Below are 18623 nucleotides of genomic sequence, written 5' to 3'. Positions count from 1 at the left end.
GTTAAGCTAACGCCCTGTAGACGCTCGCACGACTGATCCCGACGCTCTCTGCGATCTGGGCGACGGTCTGGCCTTCAGCCTTCAGACGCAAGACCTCCGGCGTCTTGGCGCGGGCGGTCGGAGCGCGTCCTCGATAGCGTCCTTCAGCCTTGGCCTTGGCGATCCCGGCGCGTTGCCGCTCAAGCATGATCTCGCGTTCCCATGATCCCACGCCAGCCAGGATCGTCAGGATGAGGTTGGAGGTCGGGTTGCCGGTGTCGAGGTGCATGGCGAGGATGCGAACCGTCACGTCCTTGGCCCGGAGCCGCTCAACGATCCCGAGCAGGTCGATGACATTCCTGGCCAGCCTCTCTGGCTTGGTGACGACGAACACGTCACCGGCTCTCACCCAGTCGAGCGCGGCCTGAAGCTCGGGACGGGCAGTGTCGGCGCCGCTAACCTGTTCGGAGAAGATGCGCGTGCAGCCGGCGGCTTGGAGTTCTGCGATCTGGGCATCGAGACCAGCCTGTTGGTCAGACGTTGAAGTCCTCGCGTATCCTACCACGGCACCCGACATCGGTCCTCCTCACACAGTTCTTAGACAGTGTGACACAGGTCTCTCAGAAGGCGATCATAATGCTTGTGAGACAGTCTGGAGGCCGGATGCCGGCGTCTCACGAGACCGTGGCCGTGTGAGATGAGGGGAAGTCAGTTGGAGAGCCGTCAGGCGTTCCGAATGGCTCGCTCTATCGGGTCATGGCCAAGATTGCCGTCGATGAAGTTCCAGCCGGTGAATACCTGCCAGATGAAACTGCACAGGAGCTTACTCTCATCGTATCCGGCCCCATTCCGTTCGATACGTCTCAGCGTAGCATCGAGTCTAACCAGAGAGTTGTAAGCCTCTGGGTTGTCGATCAAGTTTGCATCAATCAGCCGGTCAACCGCCCGGCCGATGATCTGCAAATTGAGGACGATCTCATCGTATTCCTGCGTGGGGTCGCTCATCTGGTTCTGAAATGCATAGAAGCCCTCGTCGGCCTCCCGCCCTCCCTCGAACAAGGCTCTGAACCCGTCTACTGTCAGTGCGCGCTCAATGGTGCTGTGGTCCGCGACCAAATCAGTGCGACCACCTTTCCTACTCGCCTGGATCACCGCCAAAGCTATGTCATGCTTTGCATTACGGTAGCTTCGCAACGCAACCTGTTTGACGAGATCGCGTCGCCTAACTTCAATCCGCTCACTGACGACGTAGTAGAATATGAAGGCAACGATGCCGCTTGTGCCGATGGCCAGAGCGACGTTGAGGGCGGGCGCGTATCTTGAGACTTGATCATTTGGGAAAACGGACAGCGCGACGAGTGATCCGCCCGTTAGTAAGGCAAAGCAGAGCAGTGAGGTCCACTCCAGCCAGCGACGTTTCACTGTTCCGACTGAAGCTGCCAAAGCCGCCTGCACTTTGGTTGGTGCTTTGCTCCTCACGACCGCCACCCTGAATGAAGTCGATAAGCCTCAGCTTTGCGAAACCAGTCGGCCAACTTGCGGGTCGTATCTGAAGCCAACGATACTCCCGTCACGGATGCGTTCCACGGCCTCATCAATCGCACTGATGGGCACGAGGAACCACTCGCGCGGCTTGACGTCATTGCCGAACCGATCAGGGATCGTGAGATCGAACAGCGCGGGCGCAAACACCTTATGGATGAGGGCTTCGAGCTTCCGACACTGGACGCCGTAGACCTTGTAGGTAGCGACGACCTCGACGTCGGCGAGCAGGTAGGTCGCGCTCTTGTTTGCTCCGGCGATCCGCGCGGCCACGTCGCCGCCGGTCACGCCGATCTTGTGAAAGACCTGGCGGTGTTCCGCGACGAACGGCTGGTCCGAGAGGCTACGCAGAACGTAGATCGTTCCATCCTCGATCTCGTCGTCGTCGGCTTCGCTGCCGAAGACCGGGCTGGGGGCGGCATCCTCAGCCACACCTCCGAAGAGCGGACCCGCGTCAGGTTCAGTGATGCGACGCCCCGCATCATCCTTATAGAGCGCGCGCTGCAATGAACGGAGCAGGAGGTCGCTCTCGGTGCCGTTCGCATAGATGACGCGCAAACGCGCGTCCGTCTCGCCGTTCGGCGCCTTGATAGGTTCTCCTACCGACGCAACGTAGGCGATCTGACCGCCGACGATGAAGAAGTCACCCGTGCGGATGTCGGCCTTCTGGAAGCCGGCGTCACGAACAAAGCGGCGGGTGACACGAACACCCGCGTCGAGGTCTCGCTGAACCTCGGCGAACAGAGGCTCGAAGACCTCGAAATCCTCGCAACGCTTGCGCCCGGCGATCTCCTCGGCGGCCTGACGCTCTTCCCGCGACGAGACGTGCCGCAGCTTGGTGATGTCTTGATCGTCGGCGCCGGCGAGTTCAGCGCGCAGGGCGTCGAGGTCCATCTCCTCGGGTTCGACAGGCACCGCCTCGGCTTTCAACAGACCGTTCTTGTCGAACGCAGTAAGCAGGGTCCGGCATTCGTCAAGACCGCGCATCCGATCCAGGCGCACTGCATAGAGCCGTTCGAAGATGTCCCGATCCTCGCCGTGCAGAGGCGCGCGACCATGCTCCTCATAGAAGCGCACGATGTCTTCGAAGCCCGCGATGATCCGCTCCTCGCGCGGTGTGTAGCTCGCCGTCTTGGTCTCGGCCGGAGCGAAGTCGGCGAGTTCGGCGCGCAGGTCGTCAAGGCTCAGGTCAGCCATACTTGCCTTCCCGGTCATAGCGCATGAAGGCGGCGGCGCCCTCGGCCAGCTTCCGCTCCCACTCATCGGCGGCGTCCATCGCTGGCGAACGACCACGCTCGCGACGGAAACGAACGGCGCGCGCGGCGTAGTCCTTGGCCTCCTCGGGTGAGAGCGTTGTGCGTTTCGCCGAGATCACCGACTGGACCTGCTTGAGGGTGGCCTCGTTCATGGACTTGGCCAGGACGGCATAGGCGGTCTCGAACGGGTTGATGCGGTCGATCAGGTCGATGTCGAGTTCCTTGACCTCAATGGCGAGCCGGCGGACCCCATCCAACAAAGCAGTGTTCGCCTTCGGCTCACCGGGCGCGTCAGGCGCGGCAGCGAGTTCCTTGGCCTTCTGCGTCAGGTTCAGTGCTGCAATCGCGTGCTGGCGGATCGCCTCCTGATCCTCGGCACTCATGTCGGGATACTTGTCGCGGACGATCTTGCCCATGCGGACCTGTGTCAGTTCCTCGGGCACCGTCTCCTCGTCGAACAGTCCGCGTTCGAGCGCGGTCTTATCCTGCACGAAGGCTGTGATGACCTCGTTCAAATCCTCTTGGCACACCCGCGCTGCCTCAGGACTCTTAGGCTCGACCAGGCCCCCAATTTCGAAATGGAACGTGCCTGTCTGATCGTTGAACCCGACGTTGGTCTTGCCTTCTTGATAGCCATCTTCGCCGTAGTCGAAGCCGTCGATCTTACCGTGATCCTTGGGCGTGAAGTTGAAGCGCGGCGCCAGCACTTGCTCCATCAGGAGGCTGGCGGCGATAGCTTTGAGAGTATCGTTGATCGCATCGACGACGGCGCCTTCCGAGGCGTCAGGCTCAGCAATCAGGTTAGTGAAGGACGCGCTCTCCTTGCCCGGCGCGTCGCGGGTCGCGCGACCAATGATCTGGATGATCTCGGTCAGGCTGGAGCGGTAGCCGATCGTCAAGGCGTGCTCGCACCAAATCCAGTCGAAGCCTTCCTTGGCCATGCCGAGGGCCAGGATGATGTCCACATGGTCGCGGTCGTTCTTGTGAGCCGGGTCTTTCAACGCGGTCAGCACCTTGGCCCGTTTCGCCTGATCACCATCATCGACCAGATCGGCGATCTTGATGATCCGGCCGTCCTCCAGCTTCACACGATGGAAGCCGGTCGTCGGGTCGGCGCCCAGCCACTCGCCGAGGCAGTGCATTATGTGCTCCACCTCTTTGATCTTGTCAGCCGTGCTCTCGCGCGCGTTCACGGACGGGATGTGGACGATGGTCTTCTTTGACGGATCGAGCACCGCCTCGATGGCGGTCAGATACCGGCCACTGTAGAAGAAGTAGCCGATGTTCAGCGACTTGAGGTGCTCGTAGCCGTTCAGTTGCTCGTAGTAGGTGTAGGTGACGGTCTCGAACTTGTTCTCATCCTCGGGCATCAGCACCGGCGCCGCGTCGCCCCGGAAATAGCTGCCCGTCATCGCCACGATGTGCGCCTTGTCGCGCCGGATGAACTCGGCGAGTTGGGCGCCCAGCCGATTGTCCGGGTTGGCCGAGACGTGGTGGAATTCGTCCACGGCGATCAGACGTCCGTCGAACGCCTCGACGCCAAGCTGGTCCACGGCAAACCGGAACGTGGCATGGGTGCAAACCAGCACCGTATCGTCGCTGGCCAGAAACTGGCCGACCGCCTTCACCTTCGACGGATCGACGCGCTGCTCGTCAGGGCCGGGCGCGTTGCAGAGGTTCCACTGGGGCTTCACCGTCCAGTCGGCCCAGAAGCCGAACTTCGACAGCGGTTCGTCTGCGAAGCTGCCCCCGATGGACTTCTCCGGCACCACGATGATCGCCTGTCTGAGGCCCTGGTTGTGCAGCTTGTCGAGCGCGATGAACATCAGCGCGCGCGACTTGCCCGAAGCCGGCGGCGACTTGATCAGCAGATATGGCTCACCGCGCTTAGCATAGGCGCGTTCCTGCATCGGACGCATGCCGAGTTCGTTGGCCTTCGCCGAGGCACCGGTGCGGGCTGTCGTAAAGCTGACGGCAGGGATCGGTTTGGCTGTGGTCATTCGTCAGCGTATCCATACTTCTTGAAGTTCGGCACCACCTTGCCGACCGCTTCAAACTCCGGCTCAAATCGCTTCAGCAGTTTGCGTATGCCATCGGCGATCTCCTCGGCGTCCTGCACGTCCTTGATCTCGATGAAGTTCTCTTTGAGGAACTTCGAATATCGCTTGCCCTCTTCGGCAGCAGCCCGTTGAAACTTGATCCGCTTCTTACCGATTGCCTCACCGGCGGACTGGATGGAATGGATCAAGTCCCTACGAAATTCGTATTCGGTGAGAGGGCCGACCTCGCCATAAATTCCGATCAAACCCGACGTGCCGTCAGCGTTCGGCCATAGCTGTAGCCACGCGATGAGCGGGTATCCCGCCCACCAGTTTTCGCAGCCCTTCCACTCGAATTTGTCTCCCGCGAAACCCTGATACCAGGACTCAGGCAGGAAGCTCAGCATCTTGTAGTCGAGGTGATGGAAGCGGAATTTCTGGCCGTCCACTTCGAATGTTCCGAGATGGTCCGGCTCCTCACCCAACACGCTTTCGGCGGCTATGGAGAAGTCCGATCCAGAGCCGTGCTCCATCACGAAGTCGAGCACCTTCTTGTGGTCCCGATAAAGCTGCTTGGCGAGCTTCTCCATCTCACTCTGGTCGGTGCTCATTCCAACTTCTTCCTCAAGGATTTCGATGTAGTGCCGCAGGAAGGTCCGCACCTCGGCGGTCAGCAGATCGGACCCTTGCTGAACGAAACGAGGGAGCAGACGGCAGATCGTCTCGTAGTTGATAGGTGCATACCGGACATCCGCCGGCTCCTCGTCATGGAGGGTGAGGAAGATGCCCCTTACGATGAGGTCGTCAGCCTCTGAGCCAAGGCCGGCGTGGACGCGATCCAGGTATTTGGAAAGCTGCCCCTCGTGCTGGCGGCTGTCGTATTTGTTCTCGATGACGAAGCCCCACCCGTTCGAGACGCTGTGGATGAAGACGTCGATATGCTGCCACTCGCGTCGGATCACGGTGTCGCGGAGATCGGCTCTCGCGACATCAAGGGCGGACGGTGCGCCGAGCCCGCTCTGGCCGCGAAGGGCTTCGCCGAGGAACGCCTTCAGGAACTTGTCTTCCAGTCCGTGGCTCTCGGCAGGATCGAGAAGCCAAGCCAGGATCGCGGAATGGCGAATTTCCATCCGCTCCATCCGCATGACACGGATCGGATTAAAACGACCAAGATGGCTCTCGATCCGCGCCAGCAGGGGGTTGTTGACGAAGAGTGCCTCTAACTCTTCGGTCGTCGGCGTGGTGGTGGCGTCGTGGTTTGAGGTCACGCCGCCCTCTTGTTGGTGATCTTGGTGTAGAGTTCGAACAGCTTCTCCAGTCGCTCGGTGTCGTTGCGGAAGCGGCGGCCGATATAGATGCGTTCGAGCATCTCATCATTGGCCTCGTGAGCGCGACGGAGGTCGTCTGGCATTTTGTTCGGATCATAGAGATCGAGGATATTGCTGGGATAATGGGACTCTCGAATGAGCAATATCTCTTGGGTGTTGCGTTCCAGTGCCCGTTTGTTCTCCGCGGTTAGAGGCACCAGCGGAAAAGTGTTCCATCCGAGAGTGTTCGTGTAAGAAAACCCTGTCCTCATCCGCGCCGAAACTGTGCCAATCCAGACCCTATGCAGAGAAGAAACCAAAACAGAGAAGCACCACAGCGGCGCATCATATAGAACATAACACTTGTTTGAAAATATAGCTCGCTCAGAGAAGACAGAAGCGGGAAGATAATCTCTCTTCTCAGTAGTAATAGCTCCAATAGCGATTGTATGCGATTTCGATGTCCCCTCCACCTGCATGAACCTATACGGCGGCACCTTTGTTGCGCGCGTGGTCGGCGCAAGACTTGATTTCCGCGACTGGTCTACACGCTGGACTCGGCTCGCAATTTCTGTGTTTTGCATAGCATGATCGACATCACTGTCGCCGATCCAGAGGCAGAATCGCGTTCTGTCGGAGACGAGTTCGTCTGCACCGACGAAGGGTCTTAGGTAATTCGCGTGTTGTTCAAAATTCCTTTTAAACTGGCGAGCCTCATATGGTGCGAAAATGAGGTGGCCACCATCTGTAGGCATGTTCCCCCGTAGCATTTTCGGTTTTCCGAATAGATCGGAATAGCTTTTGTTTACGATAATCTGGCCACCCGGAGTGAGATATGGCGTTATGCCGTCTACCTCGCGAACCGTGCTTCCATCATACAACCGTCGTGGTGCCGACGATCTTCCGACGCCAACGATTACGACTGTCACTCCCGCTTGATTGGCCGCCAAGTTTGCCCAATCGAACCTCGTGTGTCCGAACAAGATGTCTTGTCTATTGCCATAGATAAGAGGCCACAGAGCACCGACTTGCTCGCCTTCGCAGACCGTTTTGGTTGCAACCAGCGCGAACTGCCCTTCGGTGTGGACAAGATAGTCGGACGACTTTATCAACCAGGCAGCAACGTAGTCTAACGCTTTCCAAGACCTTATCCTACCTCCGCAGACTTTCTCAATGTCAGCCTTTTGGTCAGGCGATTGCCATGAACTTCCGAGGTAGGGTGGATTGCCACAAATGTAGGTCTCACCCCCTTCGTTTTCAAAGTCGATCTCTGCTTGATCGAGTGGAGTCTGAAAGAGGTCATCCGAAGTGATTTTGACGCCCTTCCCTGACGGCGGGCAAATACTCAACCAGTCCATGCGGAGAGCGTTGCCGCATGTGATCCAGTTCTCCGCACCGAGTGGAAGGAACTCAGCAATCGCCTCCTTTTGCCCGCGATAGGTCACGTCGGACTGATACTCAGCGATGATGAGGGCCAGGCGTGCTATCTCTGCTGGAAAGTCCCGTAGCTCGATCCCACGGAAGTTCGTGAGCGGAATCTCAGATCGTCGATCAGGCTCCCCACGTCGTTTGTTGATCTCGGCTTCGATTTCACGCATCGCCTTGTAGGCGATCACCAGGAAGTTGCCCGAGCCACATGCCGGGTCGAACACCCTGATCCGCGCCATGCGGTTCCGAAGGTTCAGCAGCTTGCGGGCGTTGGTTCCCGCCTCCTCAAGCTGTTCGCGCAGACTGTCGAGGAAGAGCGGGTTCAGCACCTTCAGAATGTTCGGGACGCTGGTGTAGTGCATGCCCAGCGAGCCGCGCTCCGCATCATCGGTCACCGCCTGGATCATCGATCCGAAGATGTCCGGGTTGATCTTCCGCCAGTTCAGGCTCCCGATGTGCATCAGGTATGATCGGGCCACCTTGCTGAACCGGGGCGCGTCAGTGCTGCCGCTGAAAAGCTGACCGTTCACATACGGGAACTTGGTCGCATAGCGCGGGAGGTCAGCCGCCTCGCGATCCGCCGGCTTGGTGTCCATCGCGCGGAAAATCTCGCCGATCACCTCGTGCGTCATGGCGGCGTCACCCGCCGACATCTGTTCGACCGTCTTTGTGAACAGCCCCTCGGTTAGGAAGATGTCCGTGTCCTCGGCGAAGAAGCAGAAGATGAGCCGCGCCATGAAGTGGTTCATGTCGTGCTGACGCTCGACCGACGCCCAGTCTGGGTTCTCCTTCAGAAGCTGGACGTAGAGCTTATTCAGCCGCCCGGTCGCCTTCACATCGAACGAGCTTTCGCGGATTTCCTTGACCGTGGTGATCCCAGCCAGCGGCAGGAAGAACCCGAAGTGATCGGGGAACTCGGCGTAGGTGCAAGCCACCGTGCCGCCACCGTTCAGGTCTTCCGCCTGAAACCATTCGCCATCCGTTGCGACTATGAACTTGGCCTTGGCCGAGGCGGTCTTGGGGCTGTCGCGGAGGGCCTTCAGCGTGTCGTCCACGGCGCCAGACGCGCAGGTAGCGATGTGGATGTTGTTGCGCTGGAGGACGCCGCCCGGCACGTCGGACTGATTGGTCGATCCCGTCCGCAGCCGTTTGATCGTGGTCGCCGGGTTGTCGAAGGCGATCAGGAACTTGAACGGGAACTCGGCCGCGTCGAACGGCTCAAGCGCGAGGTTGGATACAGCTTCTTCGATCTCAACGGGATTCATGAGTGAGACCATACGAGGCTCGCCGGCCGGGCCACAACTGGTCATCAGCCAGCCACGCGAAAATGCCCATTATGCTTGCCAGACCGGAGTTCCGTGAGAGCCTGTTAGCCTTCCATCTCACAAGGAGGCTGCGTGGCTGCTGTCGAGAACCCGCTTCGATGTTTGGCCCTGCGCGTTCAACCTGATCGCGCCGGCTTGATCGATCTGGTCGAGGTCGCGTCCTACCTCGATGAGATCGCCGGAGAACGTCAGTGGATGACCGCCGAGCAGTGGCTTTTCATCGATCCGCCCGCTGAAGCAGAGGGTGAAACGACTCTGCCAGTAGTCATGCCAGTCGGGGCTGCGACCAGGGCCGTCCTTAACGACCTCACCGGCGAGCCGCCGCGCATCATCACCGACTATCAGATGTCGCCCGCTGAGACGCGCCGCTGGCGATGGTATGCCTCTCTGAGCCACCCCGCCGACCTGCCTAAGTCGCTCTTCCCTTGGGAGCGTTCCGCCCTTGCGTGACGGCCTCCTCGGTTGGACGCTTCCCACCCTTTTACACCTCGATGACCAATGCCACGGTGTGCTTGCTCGGGTGCTCTCTGCTGCGCCTGACCGGCGCCAGGCGATCTTTGCTGCGCTGGCCATGCGAGAGATCGAAGGCGAGATCGTCCACGCCAACGAAGACCTGTTGCCACCGCTCTTCGCCGAGATCGTGCGCCACGGCCGCTCCACTGAAATCCTACGACACGCTTTCGGTGAGGTGCCCCAAGGCTTTCGAGGTTTGTTGGAAAGAGTGGGAGAATGGCCACTCCCAAAACCGCAGTGCTACATCGCGTTGCGCGACTTAGCTGCCAGTGGAGAGCCTCGTAGCATCGGCGCGCTGCGGGACTCTGGGCGGATCACCCTGCGAAAGCTGGACATACTCTCCAGCCTCGACCCTCGGTGGAGGCACGCGAACACCCTTTTGCGCCTCGACACACCGGCTGAGGCCGTGCGCTTCAACGCGGCCATCGAGTTCGTTCAGGGCGTTTGTTCGAAAGCCGACGATGAGGCGGTAGCTCTGGCTATCGCCAACATGTCGGGGACCAGCACCCTTCCGCGACTTCTGCACAGGTTCATCAGCCGGGCTGATCGCCTGCCTACCAATCCAGTTCCAGCCGGCGACGACGAGCTACGACCATTCACGAGCACGCGGGAATATCTCAATGCCGCGAGACGGTATCGCAACTGTTTGGCCAGCAAGCTCGACCAGGTGGCCGCTGGCCGGTTCGCCATAGCCGAGTTCAAAAACCAGGCGTTGCTGGAGTTCCGTCAACTTACGGCAGGAGCGGGTTGGATGCTTTGGCTGATCCACGGCCCCCGGAACGATCCCGCGCCGATCTCAGTCTACGAAGAAGCCGAGGCGAAGTGTGATCGCCTCGGCATCCCCCGCCAGAACGACGGTGCCGGAGGCTCCCCTTGGAGGAGCTACCGACACTTCTCGCAGACGTTGGATTGGGATTAGCGTTCGAACGACGGTGCACGCCTGTTCGTGCGCCAGCATACACCACGCGGTCCGTCTGTCCGTCACAGGTTGTGCCGAAACATCCCCAACGCATTGTGATGCGCTCGTAGGTCTGTGAGGAACAGCTTAGCGGCAGCTACGTCTCCGAAAACGGTGACGGATGGGAAGGTAATGTCCGCGTCGGGCAAGGTGGCCCAAATGGCGAAACAACCGGGCTTCAGGAAAACGAAGACGAACTCCTCCTCGCCGTTGTTCCTGCGGTTCATGCCTTCGAACTGGATCGTGACAGTCTCGTCGAACTGCGTGGGCTTAGGGTCGTGTGAACTTGTGAAGTCAGGGTCGGTCTTAGCGAAATGAGCGAAGGAGTGTAGCGTGTCCAAGGCGATGAACCGAGCCAGACGGGCCATTTTAAGCTTCGACATTACAGACCGTGCCCGCTCAGGGATGTTCTGAGGGGGGCGAGCTTCTCCATCGCTTTGTCATGCTCGGCACGAAGCAGTTCCGCAGCATCGAGAAATGCGCTCTTGCTGCCCCGATACGAAAGGTGAGCACGTCCTGCGTCCTCGGTTAGCAGCGCGAGAACCTCAAATTCCTCGCCTGTAAACTGCACCGCGCGTAGAGGACCACTCGCCGGGTGGGTGAACCGCCCGATCACTCGAACGCCGAGTTCGACGTCTCCGAGGCCGAAGGTTGCCTGGCCTGTTTCATCGTTGTCGTAGTGCCTCAGCGTCTCCCTGGCAGGTATGGCAAAGCCAATGTAGTCTCCCGTTGGTGCGGCTCTCCAAGGTGCGCCGGGGAGTTGGTCGAACATGCCCTCTGCGACTGCTCCGGGCGTTGAGGGACGGATTTTGCGGTTAGTCATAGGGTGAGCTTCCTTGTCGCCTGCGACCGCATTGACCGCAGAGCTTGGGTGGGTGGTAGGGTTGTGGGCTGGGCCGAACGACCGGGATCAGTGCGACAGTTAGTCGAACATCGCTCTCCGCCCGCAATCTCAGCGGGCAACTGGTCGGCGTCGCCGGTCTACGAACGTCACACGATCTGTCCGATCCATGAGTCGCGGTAGACCTTCACCACGTCGGCGGCAGCGTGCACCTGACACCACCTGCGCCAGTTCGACTGGGCCTTCAGGATGGCTTGTCGCTGATCGGTCGCGGTCACCGACCATGGCGACCAGTCGTTGCCGTCCGGGTCCGTGAGAATGACGACCCAGCAGTCGCTCAGACAGGCTCCGGGGGGAGGCACCTCCGGTCCGTAGTCTTTTCTGAAGTCGGCCACGATCACCAGACCGAGATGGTCTGACGACCATGGTGTGGCAGAGTGGTAGTAGCCATCGCCGCCAGGATGCCGGCCGGCCTTCAACGTGACCAGTTCAACATCCTCGTCCTCGAACTTGGTCCAGATGTTTTCGTCAGGCTGGTCAGCGAGTTCGTCGATCTGACTGACCCTGTAGAACTCAGGATCAAACTTCTCCCACCATTCGTCGTTAGTCATGCCCTTGCTCCCGAACGGACGGGTGCTTGGGCCAGTCTTTTGGCGAAGTGATTTTCGAGACGAACGCGCTGGCCTTCGAACCAGGCCGCGCAGTGATCTCGTTCGGGATCGGGAACGTCAATCGTCGTTTGGCACCCGACGCGAGTCAGGACGAGACTGGTTCGACCACGCCATGTCAGGGTGAATTCCTGTGAGACTGACCATCGGTCCCGCAGGGTGAAGAAGACGGTGTAGCTGTTCCGATTGTTGTAGACGACGATGCGGGGATCGGCCGGGCGGTCTGTGTTCATCCCCCAGAACATCCTTGCCAGAATGGTGCGAGCCTTCTTGCGGAGGTCGAGTTCGCCCACTCCAAGCGCGATCTGAAGTGCAAACGACGGTATAAGGACGTTGGGCACTCCCATGATCGAGACGTGCAAGTAATCCGCATTGATCAGGGGGACGATGGCACCATGCTCTTGGAGTTCATGGATGACAGGAAGGGGCGACCACTTGCCTGAAGGCATTAGAGGCACCGGGCTGGCGTTGCTCGCAGCACTTTGCTGCGGCACCTGGCCGAGTTGGCTTCGATTCATCGGTTTCATTCCTCGCCGTCAGACGCACTGATCGGCATGTGGCGAAATACGCCGTGGCTGGGAATATCAGCTAAGGAATGATTGCCTTATGACTGATCAGTTCCAGCACGTCAACAGGTTTCGTGCAGTCATTTCAGCCGCTTGCCTTAAAATAACTGTCCGATGTAAGTAGTTGTATCTGGGAGGTCGTTATTTGCTCGTTTGTCTGAGGCACAATAACTGCACTAAATCCGGCATGTCTGAGAGGTAGATAACTCCCGAGAGAACTTCATCTCGAAACGTCCGCGCGCGTCCGTTCCGAGGCCGGTTGGCCTTTAGCTCGCTGTCGCTCGCTCAAACGGCCAACGGCACCCTTTGGGTAAGAAGATTCAATCGCATATCCCGAGCGGAAATTATCCCTTTCTCCCCCCGCCAGAACGACCGAAGTCGGGTAGCGGAAAGGAGATCGTGACATCCCTATGCGTTTGGATATCTCCCACCGGCGACGATCTACCTTTAGAGTAGAGGCTGGCGGTTCACCGAAACCAGCATGTAGTCGCCCAATCTCGCCAAGCTCGCCGGAATGTCGTGAGACGAGGAGCTTTGGGGCATTGATAACTCGATATGCAAACAGCCTTTTTCATCGGTCATCACCTTGCGCTCCCGGCAGCTTCTGAAAGGCTGAACGGTTATGAGGGCAGTTGCCCCCACGCTAACGGCCCCTGCGGTCGGATGGACAAGGGCACGCTCGGACGGGCGTGAAATTGATCAACACGCACACGTCCTCATTTGTTTGAAATGCCTTCCGAGAGCCAGGCTCTCCAAGCGGCCGTCCTTTCAAGCCACGCACCCAGATCGAACTGGTCAGGCCTTCGGGTCCATCTTGCTGGGCGTTCTCCCACGTTTCTCGGTCAGTCGTCCCGATAGCCGTTTTGCGGTGGGGTGACCGCGCTTGACCCCTGAACGATATGGCTGGCCAACGGTGTTGGCCGACCTTCTATTTATGCACGATTGCGCGTGGCCTGACTATATCTTTCGGCACCCTGGCTCGCCGGCTCTTGCTGATAAATAGTGCTACCGATGCGCGATGGCGTGATCGGCTAAGCGATCACGGAGCCAAATGTTCGACCTTTACGAGTTCATGCTGAAAAGCCGTCTAACGACGAGCCGTCGCCACTGCGCCACCTATTGGTGTCAGATGGCCCCGAACTACCTCGTGATTGGTGGCCCTTCTGATACGGCCATGATCAAGGTCTTCCGCCGGCTGATTTCAGAAGGGCGATGGGCGACGGCCTATCGAGTGGCGCATGCCCTTCTTTTCGGACAGGTGCGACGATGAGCCTGCCAGTGGTCCCGTTTGAAACAAATTTGCACATCGAAATGCGCATTAATCTCGACGACGCCGCCGACGACCGCCGGCGGATCACCGCCGAATGGTGGTGCTGCGATCATGCTGACGGACGCTGGTTCAGATCGGTGGACAAGCTCGCCAGGACCGTTCGGTTCTCGTTCGAGAGCGACCACGACGCCATCGCATTCTGGCTGGCGAACTAACGGGTTGGCTCGCAGTCGAGGAGTTCGACAGGTCGCTGAAACACGGGATCGAAGCGAGAAACCATCGTCTTGGTCGGCCTATCCGAATAGCCTGCTCAACCAGCGAGTCAGGTTAAACTTGCCGCATGAATCCCCTCAAACCCTACAAGGAACACATCGTCGGCGAGTTGGCTGAGGTTGCCCGTTGGACGGTGCTGAACGTGAAGACCGGCATCTCTTGGCCATATGAGGTCCAGAAAGTCCGGTGGAGGGATCGCGACCTCTTCATCCTCCCGGCCTCTGAAGACAAAGGGGCGGGCGTCGCCGTCAAACTGGAGAAGCATGAGGTTCACGACGAGGTTCAGAAACTCTTGCTGACGTTCCTGAGTGCGTTGTGCTGGGTGGAGCGCGGCGGCGCGGAAGTCACTGGGTTCGGCGGCGGGGCCTATCCGGTGCCGTGGGAGCGCGAGCGACGCTATGGCTCCATCACCAAACAACTGGACCTGACCTATCTCCCCGAACCGGGCGACGACAAAGCCCGGCTCGCTCTCGCGCTTTTCCGCGAAGGTAGCAGCGTCAATCACCCGGCCTTTGCGTTCCTCAGTTTCTTCCGGGTGCTGGAGCTTCGACCGAAACACCGCTGGTCGAACAACATGATCAAGTGGATCAACCGGCAAATCCCGCACCTGTCGGATCATAAGGCTCAACAGATCGCCGCCGGGCTGTCGGCCAAACACGCCGACCTCGGTGCCTACCTTTATGAGTCGGGGCGATGCGCGGTCGCTCACGCCAACAGTGGGGTGATCGTTGATCCAGATGATTACACCGACGTTCGGCGGCTGGAGGCCGAACTTCCGTTGATGCGCGAGTTGGCAATCCGGTTCATCGAATTGACCCAAGGCGTGAAGACCGGCCACACGATCTACAACGAACACCTCTACGAACTGGCTGGGTTCAGGAAGATCATCAGTGAAGAGGTCATCGAGCGGCTGAAAAATCCCGACGACCAGATGGAAGGCGTCGTGATCAATGTTCCGACCATCACCATCGGTCTGATCGACAAGACGCCCTACGCGCCGCTCGACTACATGATCCCCTTCGAGTTTCAGCGGGGGCCGAGCGGCCAACTGGTAGTCTCCTACACCAGCCCCGACAACCTGATCTCATTCCGGTTCTGGCTCGATTTCGCCAACGAACGACTCCACTTCAACATCCAGAACGACCTCGCGGCGACAGATAGTGGCTCGCTCCAGTCGGCCGAGAACATGGCCGAACTCGCTCGCTTCGTTTGGGACTACTGGCGCAACGGAAAGCTGGTCATTACCGAGACCGACACCGGTGAACAGATGTCTCGAAAGGACGCCTTCATTCCGGTGAACGTCATTCTCCGAGGCACCGAGAACGTGGAACAGCAAGCGGCTCTGAAACAGGCCGACCGGCGCCGGGCGCAGGTCGAACGGCTGGTCGCCATCGTTCGAAACGATCCCGACCTCATGACAGTTCTGACGACCGTTCGTGGCCTCGGCCTTGATGACTGGCTGGTGTTCTCGGGCGCCGTCTACCAGGCAGCTTGGAACGACGTGACCGGCCGGGCGCCCGGCTACGGCGTCAAAGATTTCGACGTTGGCTACTTCGATGAAGACGTGTCGTGGGATGCGGAAGACGTGGTGATAAAGCGCGTCGCCGAGGCGTTTCAAGAGCCGCTTCGAGGTCGGGTTGAAGTTAGGAACCAGCGTCGAGTTTCAGAGTGGTTCGAAACCAAGTTCGGCGAACCCTATCCGCCCATCGATGACACCGCCGAAGCGTTGAAGCGGTTTATAGCTCCGGCCTTCGCCGTGGGTGTCAGGCTGGCGGCCGATGACACGATCACCGTGGTCGCGCCCTTCGGTCTGGACGACGTGTTCGACATGAGGATCAGACCGAACCCGCTCCGGCCAGTGGCCAAGGATTGGGATCGAGTCACCGCGAGAGCTTTGGAACGGTGGCCGGAACTGACCATCGTCGCCCCGAATTGAAGGTTCGCAAATACAAACAGGGGTGCGTGCATCTGTGGTTCGAAAACCGGTTCGGCGAGCCCTATGAGGCTCTGCATTCGACCGACGAGGCCCTGGGCCGGTTCGTGGCCCCCGCCTTCGCCGTCGGGGTGCGGCTGGAGGCGGACGATGCGATCACGGTGGCGGCGCCGTTCGGGCTGGAGGATGTGTTCGCCATGGTCGTGCGGCCGAACCCCAACCGGCCGGTGGCCAAGGGCTGGGCCAGGACTGTCGAGAATGCGCGTGGGCGGTGGCCGGAGTTGACGGTGGTTGAATCCGTCTAGGGCGCGCATCCAGGGCGCGCGGCGACACGTATCGGCCGTATGACCCTGACCGACATCCTCCTCCTCCTGGCCCAGAACCTGGTCCTGATCGTCGCCGTGATGCTGGGGCTGTGGGGCGTGGCGCTGAGGCTGAAGGACGTCAGTTTCGTCGATGCGGTCTGGCCCCTGGGCATGTTGCTGCTGGCCCTTGCCACCCTGCCGCGGACCGACGGCGATCCGACGCGCAAGACCCTGCTGGTCGTGATCTGCGCGGTCTGGGCGCTGCGGCTGGGGCTGCATCTGTTCGGGCGGTGGCGGGCCAGCGGGGCGGACGGCCGCTATGTGCAGATCGTCGAGGATCAGGAACGGAACAAGGGCTGGTCCTTCGCCAAGACGGCCCTGCTGTTCGTCTTTCTGCCCCAGGCCGTTTTGGCCTGGCTGACGGCCCTGCCGGTGCAGCTAGGCCAGGTCGCCGACGCGCCGGCGGCGGGGGGGCTCGCCCTGATCGGGGCGGGGCTGGCCCTGGCGGGGATCGTCATCGAAAGCACGGGCGACGCCCAGCTGGCGGCCTTCAGAAGCGATCCAGCCAATAAGGGCAAGGTGCTGGACACCGGCCTGTGGCGCTATACGCGCCATCCGAACTATTTCGGCGACGCCTGCGTCTGGTGGGGGCTGTGGCTGATCGCGGCCGAGACGGGCGTGGGCCTGTGGTCCATCGCCGGGCCGATCTTCCTGACCTTCACCCTGACGCGGTGGTCGGGGATCGGGATTACGGAGAAGGCGATCAACAGGTCGCGGCCGGGCTATGCGGACTATGTGAAGCGGACCAGCGCCTTCGTGCCGTGGCCGCCGAAGAAGGGGTGAGGTCCGCTTCTCCCCGTCATCCTCGGGCTTGACCCGAGGATCGGAGCCTCCGCCGCTCGTGCGAACTTGAGACGCACGGACCGTTCCGCACCCGATCCTCGGGTCAAGCCCGAGGATGACGACTATGTATGGGATGACGGACGGCGTGTCGGGACGAGGCGCGAAAAAGCCCCCGTCGCGAACGACGGGGGCTTTGAACCGAGACGTGACGGCGTCTTAGTTGGTGGTCGGGGTGTTGTGGGTGGTCATGCCGCCGTCGGCGTTGCCGCCCTGTTGCTCGATCTGATCGGCGCGGCGGTCGGCGTTTTCCTCGACCTGGTCGGCCTGGCGGTTCAGGGCGTCCTTCTGAGCGTCGGTCGGGGCGGCGTCGGCCTGGGCTTCCAGCTGGTCGGCGCGGGCTTCGCCCTGGGCCTCGACGGCGTCGGCGCGGTTCTCGGCGGCCTTGTCGGCGGCGCTTTCACCGCAGGCGGCGACGCCCGACAGGACGAACAGGGAGGCGGCGGCGACAGCGATCTTTTTCATGACGTTTCCTTCCATTGTGGAGGCAGGGAAACGTCACGGCGGCGGTTCAGTTCACGCCGCCGTGAGCTTTTCGTGATCTCAGCCCTCGGCCTCGGCGAAGGCGACCCGCGCGGCGCCCAGGAGGGCGGCGTGTTTGTGCATGATCACCTTGGTCGGGATCTCCTGCATGTATTCCTTGAACCGGCCCTTGCGCTCGAACCGCTGGCGGAAGGGGCTGGCCTTGATGAAGGGCAGGATGCGCGGGACGATGCCCCCGGCGATATAGACGCCGCCGCGCGCGCCGGTGGTCAGGGCGATGTCGCCGGCGACCGCGCCCAGTATGGCGCAGAAGCGGGCCAGGGTGGCGCCGCAGGGGCTGTTCGGATCGGCCAGGGCCGTCGCGGTGATCTGGGCCGGGTCGTCGATATGGGTCTCGCGGCCGTCGATCTCGGCCAGGGCCCGGTGCATGTTCAGGAGGCCGGGGCCGCAGATCAGACGCTCGATCGAGACGCGGTCATAGCGGCGGCGCAGGATGCGCAGGATCTCGTCCTCGACCGGGTCTCCGGGGGGGAAACAGGCGTGGCCGCCTTCGGACGGCATGGCCATCTCCTTGCCGTGGGCGTCGCGCACCAGGGCCGAGACGCCGAAGCCGGTGCCGGGGCCCAGGACGGCGACGGTCGAATGGGGATCGCCGTCGATGGGGCCGCCCAGGCTTTCCAGCTGGTCTTCCGGCACGATGGGGGCGCCCCAGGCCAGGGCCTCGAAGTCGTTGATCAGCTTGACCGGCGAAAGACCCAGGGTGGACAGCTCGCTTTCCGACACCTGCCAGGGGGAGTTGGTCAGGTCGATGGCGCCGTCGGTGACGGGGCCGGCCACGGCGATGACGCCGCCGGTCGGCTTGACCTCGCAGCCCTCGATGAAGGCGGCCACCCCTTCCAGGAAGGTCGGATAGGTTTCGGCCGGGAAGCTCTCGTGGTGGTCCAGCACGGGCTTGCCGTCGATCATGCGAGCGACGGCGAAACGGGCGTTGGTGCCGCCGACGTCTCCGACGAGGAGGGTCTTGTCAGTCATAGGGT

Annotated in this window: 19 protein-coding genes and 1 pseudogene; 8 read left to right on the top strand and 12 right to left on the bottom strand. The window is 60.8% G+C overall.

Going from position 1 to position 18623, the window contains the following annotated elements; all coding sequences use genetic code 11:
* Position 1 precedes the first annotated feature (1 nt).
* The 6 genes from BSP_RS00485 to BSP_RS00460 form a co-directional block, all read right to left on the bottom strand.
* Positions 2-556, bottom strand: a complete 555-nt coding sequence (locus BSP_RS00485) for a recombinase family protein (protein WP_152948927.1) — start codon at positions 554-556, stop codon at positions 2-4.
* Between the two features lie 146 nt (positions 557-702).
* Positions 703-1458 carry a hypothetical protein gene (locus BSP_RS00480; protein WP_152948926.1) on the bottom strand — a complete coding sequence of 252 codons (756 nt, stop codon included), beginning with the start codon at positions 1456-1458 and terminating at the stop codon, positions 703-705.
* A gap of 30 nt (positions 1459-1488) precedes the next feature.
* On the bottom strand, positions 1489-2718 hold the full coding sequence (locus BSP_RS00475; protein WP_152948925.1) for a GIY-YIG nuclease family protein: 1230 nt from the start codon (positions 2716-2718) through the stop codon (positions 1489-1491).
* Positions 2711-4777: a DEAD/DEAH box helicase gene (locus BSP_RS00470; protein ID WP_152948924.1), complete on the bottom strand. Its 2067-nt coding sequence runs from the start codon at positions 4775-4777 to the stop codon at positions 2711-2713. Before BSP_RS00470 ends, BSP_RS00475 begins: the two co-directional genes overlap by 8 nt.
* The gene (locus BSP_RS00465) at positions 4774-6084 is read right to left on the bottom strand and encodes a PD-(D/E)XK nuclease family protein (protein ID WP_152948923.1); all 1311 of its coding nucleotides are present in this window, start codon (positions 6082-6084) and stop codon (positions 4774-4776) included. Before BSP_RS00465 ends, BSP_RS00470 begins: the two co-directional genes overlap by 4 nt.
* Positions 6081-8828: a DNA methyltransferase gene (locus tag BSP_RS00460; RefSeq protein ID WP_227976004.1), complete on the bottom strand. Its 2748-nt coding sequence runs from the start codon at positions 8826-8828 to the stop codon at positions 6081-6083. The genes BSP_RS00465 and BSP_RS00460 overlap by 4 nt, the downstream gene beginning before the upstream one ends.
* Before the next feature lie 120 nt (positions 8829-8948).
* Between BSP_RS00460 and BSP_RS00455 the strand changes: the two genes are divergently transcribed.
* On the top strand, positions 8949-9326 hold the full coding sequence (locus BSP_RS00455) for a hypothetical protein (RefSeq protein ID WP_227976003.1): 378 nt from the start codon (positions 8949-8951) through the stop codon (positions 9324-9326).
* The gene (locus tag BSP_RS00450) at positions 9319-10308 is read left to right on the top strand and encodes a hypothetical protein (RefSeq protein ID WP_152948922.1); all 990 of its coding nucleotides are present in this window, start codon (positions 9319-9321) and stop codon (positions 10306-10308) included. Before BSP_RS00455 ends, BSP_RS00450 begins: the two co-directional genes overlap by 8 nt.
* Positions 10309-10370: 62 nt before the next feature.
* Here the strand turns inward: BSP_RS00450 and BSP_RS00445 are convergent, their stop codons facing one another.
* The 4 genes from BSP_RS00445 to BSP_RS00430 form a co-directional block, all read right to left on the bottom strand.
* Complete coding sequence (locus BSP_RS00445) at positions 10371-10715, bottom strand: hypothetical protein (RefSeq protein ID WP_152948921.1); 345 nt, start codon at positions 10713-10715, stop codon at positions 10371-10373.
* A gap of 14 nt (positions 10716-10729) precedes the next feature.
* Entirely contained in the window at positions 10730-11119 is a 390-nt protein-coding gene (locus tag BSP_RS00440) for a hypothetical protein (protein ID WP_152948920.1), read from the bottom strand.
* 218 nt (positions 11120-11337) lie between these two features.
* Positions 11338-11799, bottom strand: a complete 462-nt coding sequence (locus tag BSP_RS00435; protein ID WP_152948919.1) for a hypothetical protein — start codon at positions 11797-11799, stop codon at positions 11338-11340.
* Positions 11796-12374: a hypothetical protein gene (locus BSP_RS00430; protein ID WP_152948918.1), complete on the bottom strand. Its 579-nt coding sequence runs from the start codon at positions 12372-12374 to the stop codon at positions 11796-11798. Before BSP_RS00430 ends, BSP_RS00435 begins: the two co-directional genes overlap by 4 nt.
* A gap of 1099 nt (positions 12375-13473) precedes the next feature.
* Here BSP_RS00430 and BSP_RS00425 point away from each other — a divergent pair.
* The 6 genes and pseudogenes from BSP_RS00425 to BSP_RS00405 all read left to right on the top strand — a co-directional run bounded on the left by BSP_RS00425 (position 13474) and on the right by BSP_RS00405 (position 17046).
* Positions 13474-13692, top strand: coding sequence for a hypothetical protein (locus BSP_RS00425; RefSeq protein ID WP_152948917.1), 219 nt, complete (start codon positions 13474-13476; stop codon positions 13690-13692).
* Positions 13689-13907: a hypothetical protein gene (locus BSP_RS00420; protein WP_152948916.1), complete on the top strand. Its 219-nt coding sequence runs from the start codon at positions 13689-13691 to the stop codon at positions 13905-13907. The genes BSP_RS00425 and BSP_RS00420 overlap by 4 nt, the downstream gene beginning before the upstream one ends.
* A 125-nt stretch (positions 13908-14032) precedes the next feature.
* Positions 14033-14764, top strand: a pseudogene (gene mauJ, locus BSP_RS16555) (methylamine utilization protein MauJ); the annotation flags it as partial.
* Between the two features lie 615 nt (positions 14765-15379).
* Entirely contained in the window at positions 15380-15901 is a 522-nt protein-coding gene (locus tag BSP_RS00415; RefSeq protein ID WP_227976122.1) for a nucleotidyltransferase family protein, read from the top strand.
* A complete protein-coding gene (locus BSP_RS00410) occupies positions 15898-16203 on the top strand; it encodes a nucleotidyltransferase family protein (RefSeq protein ID WP_370513364.1) in 306 nt (101 codons plus the stop codon). Before BSP_RS00415 ends, BSP_RS00410 begins: the two co-directional genes overlap by 4 nt.
* 39 nt (positions 16204-16242) lie before the next feature.
* Complete coding sequence (locus BSP_RS00405) at positions 16243-17046, top strand: DUF1295 domain-containing protein (protein ID WP_152948914.1); 804 nt, start codon at positions 16243-16245, stop codon at positions 17044-17046.
* A gap of 216 nt (positions 17047-17262) precedes the next feature.
* Here the strand turns inward: BSP_RS00405 and BSP_RS00400 are convergent, their stop codons facing one another.
* Positions 17263-17568, bottom strand: a complete 306-nt coding sequence (locus BSP_RS00400; RefSeq protein ID WP_054763988.1) for a hypothetical protein — start codon at positions 17566-17568, stop codon at positions 17263-17265.
* 78 nt (positions 17569-17646) lie between these two features.
* Complete coding sequence (glk, locus tag BSP_RS00395; protein ID WP_152948913.1) at positions 17647-18618, bottom strand: glucokinase; 972 nt, start codon at positions 18616-18618, stop codon at positions 17647-17649.
* Positions 18619-18623: the final 5 nt, after the last annotated feature.

Source organism: Brevundimonas sp. Bb-A (assembly GCF_009394735.1).
Classification (GTDB): domain Bacteria; phylum Pseudomonadota; class Alphaproteobacteria; order Caulobacterales; family Caulobacteraceae; genus Brevundimonas; species Brevundimonas aurantiaca.
The sequence above is the reverse complement of the archived record's forward strand: the minus strand, read 5'-3'. Positions and strand labels throughout refer to the sequence as shown.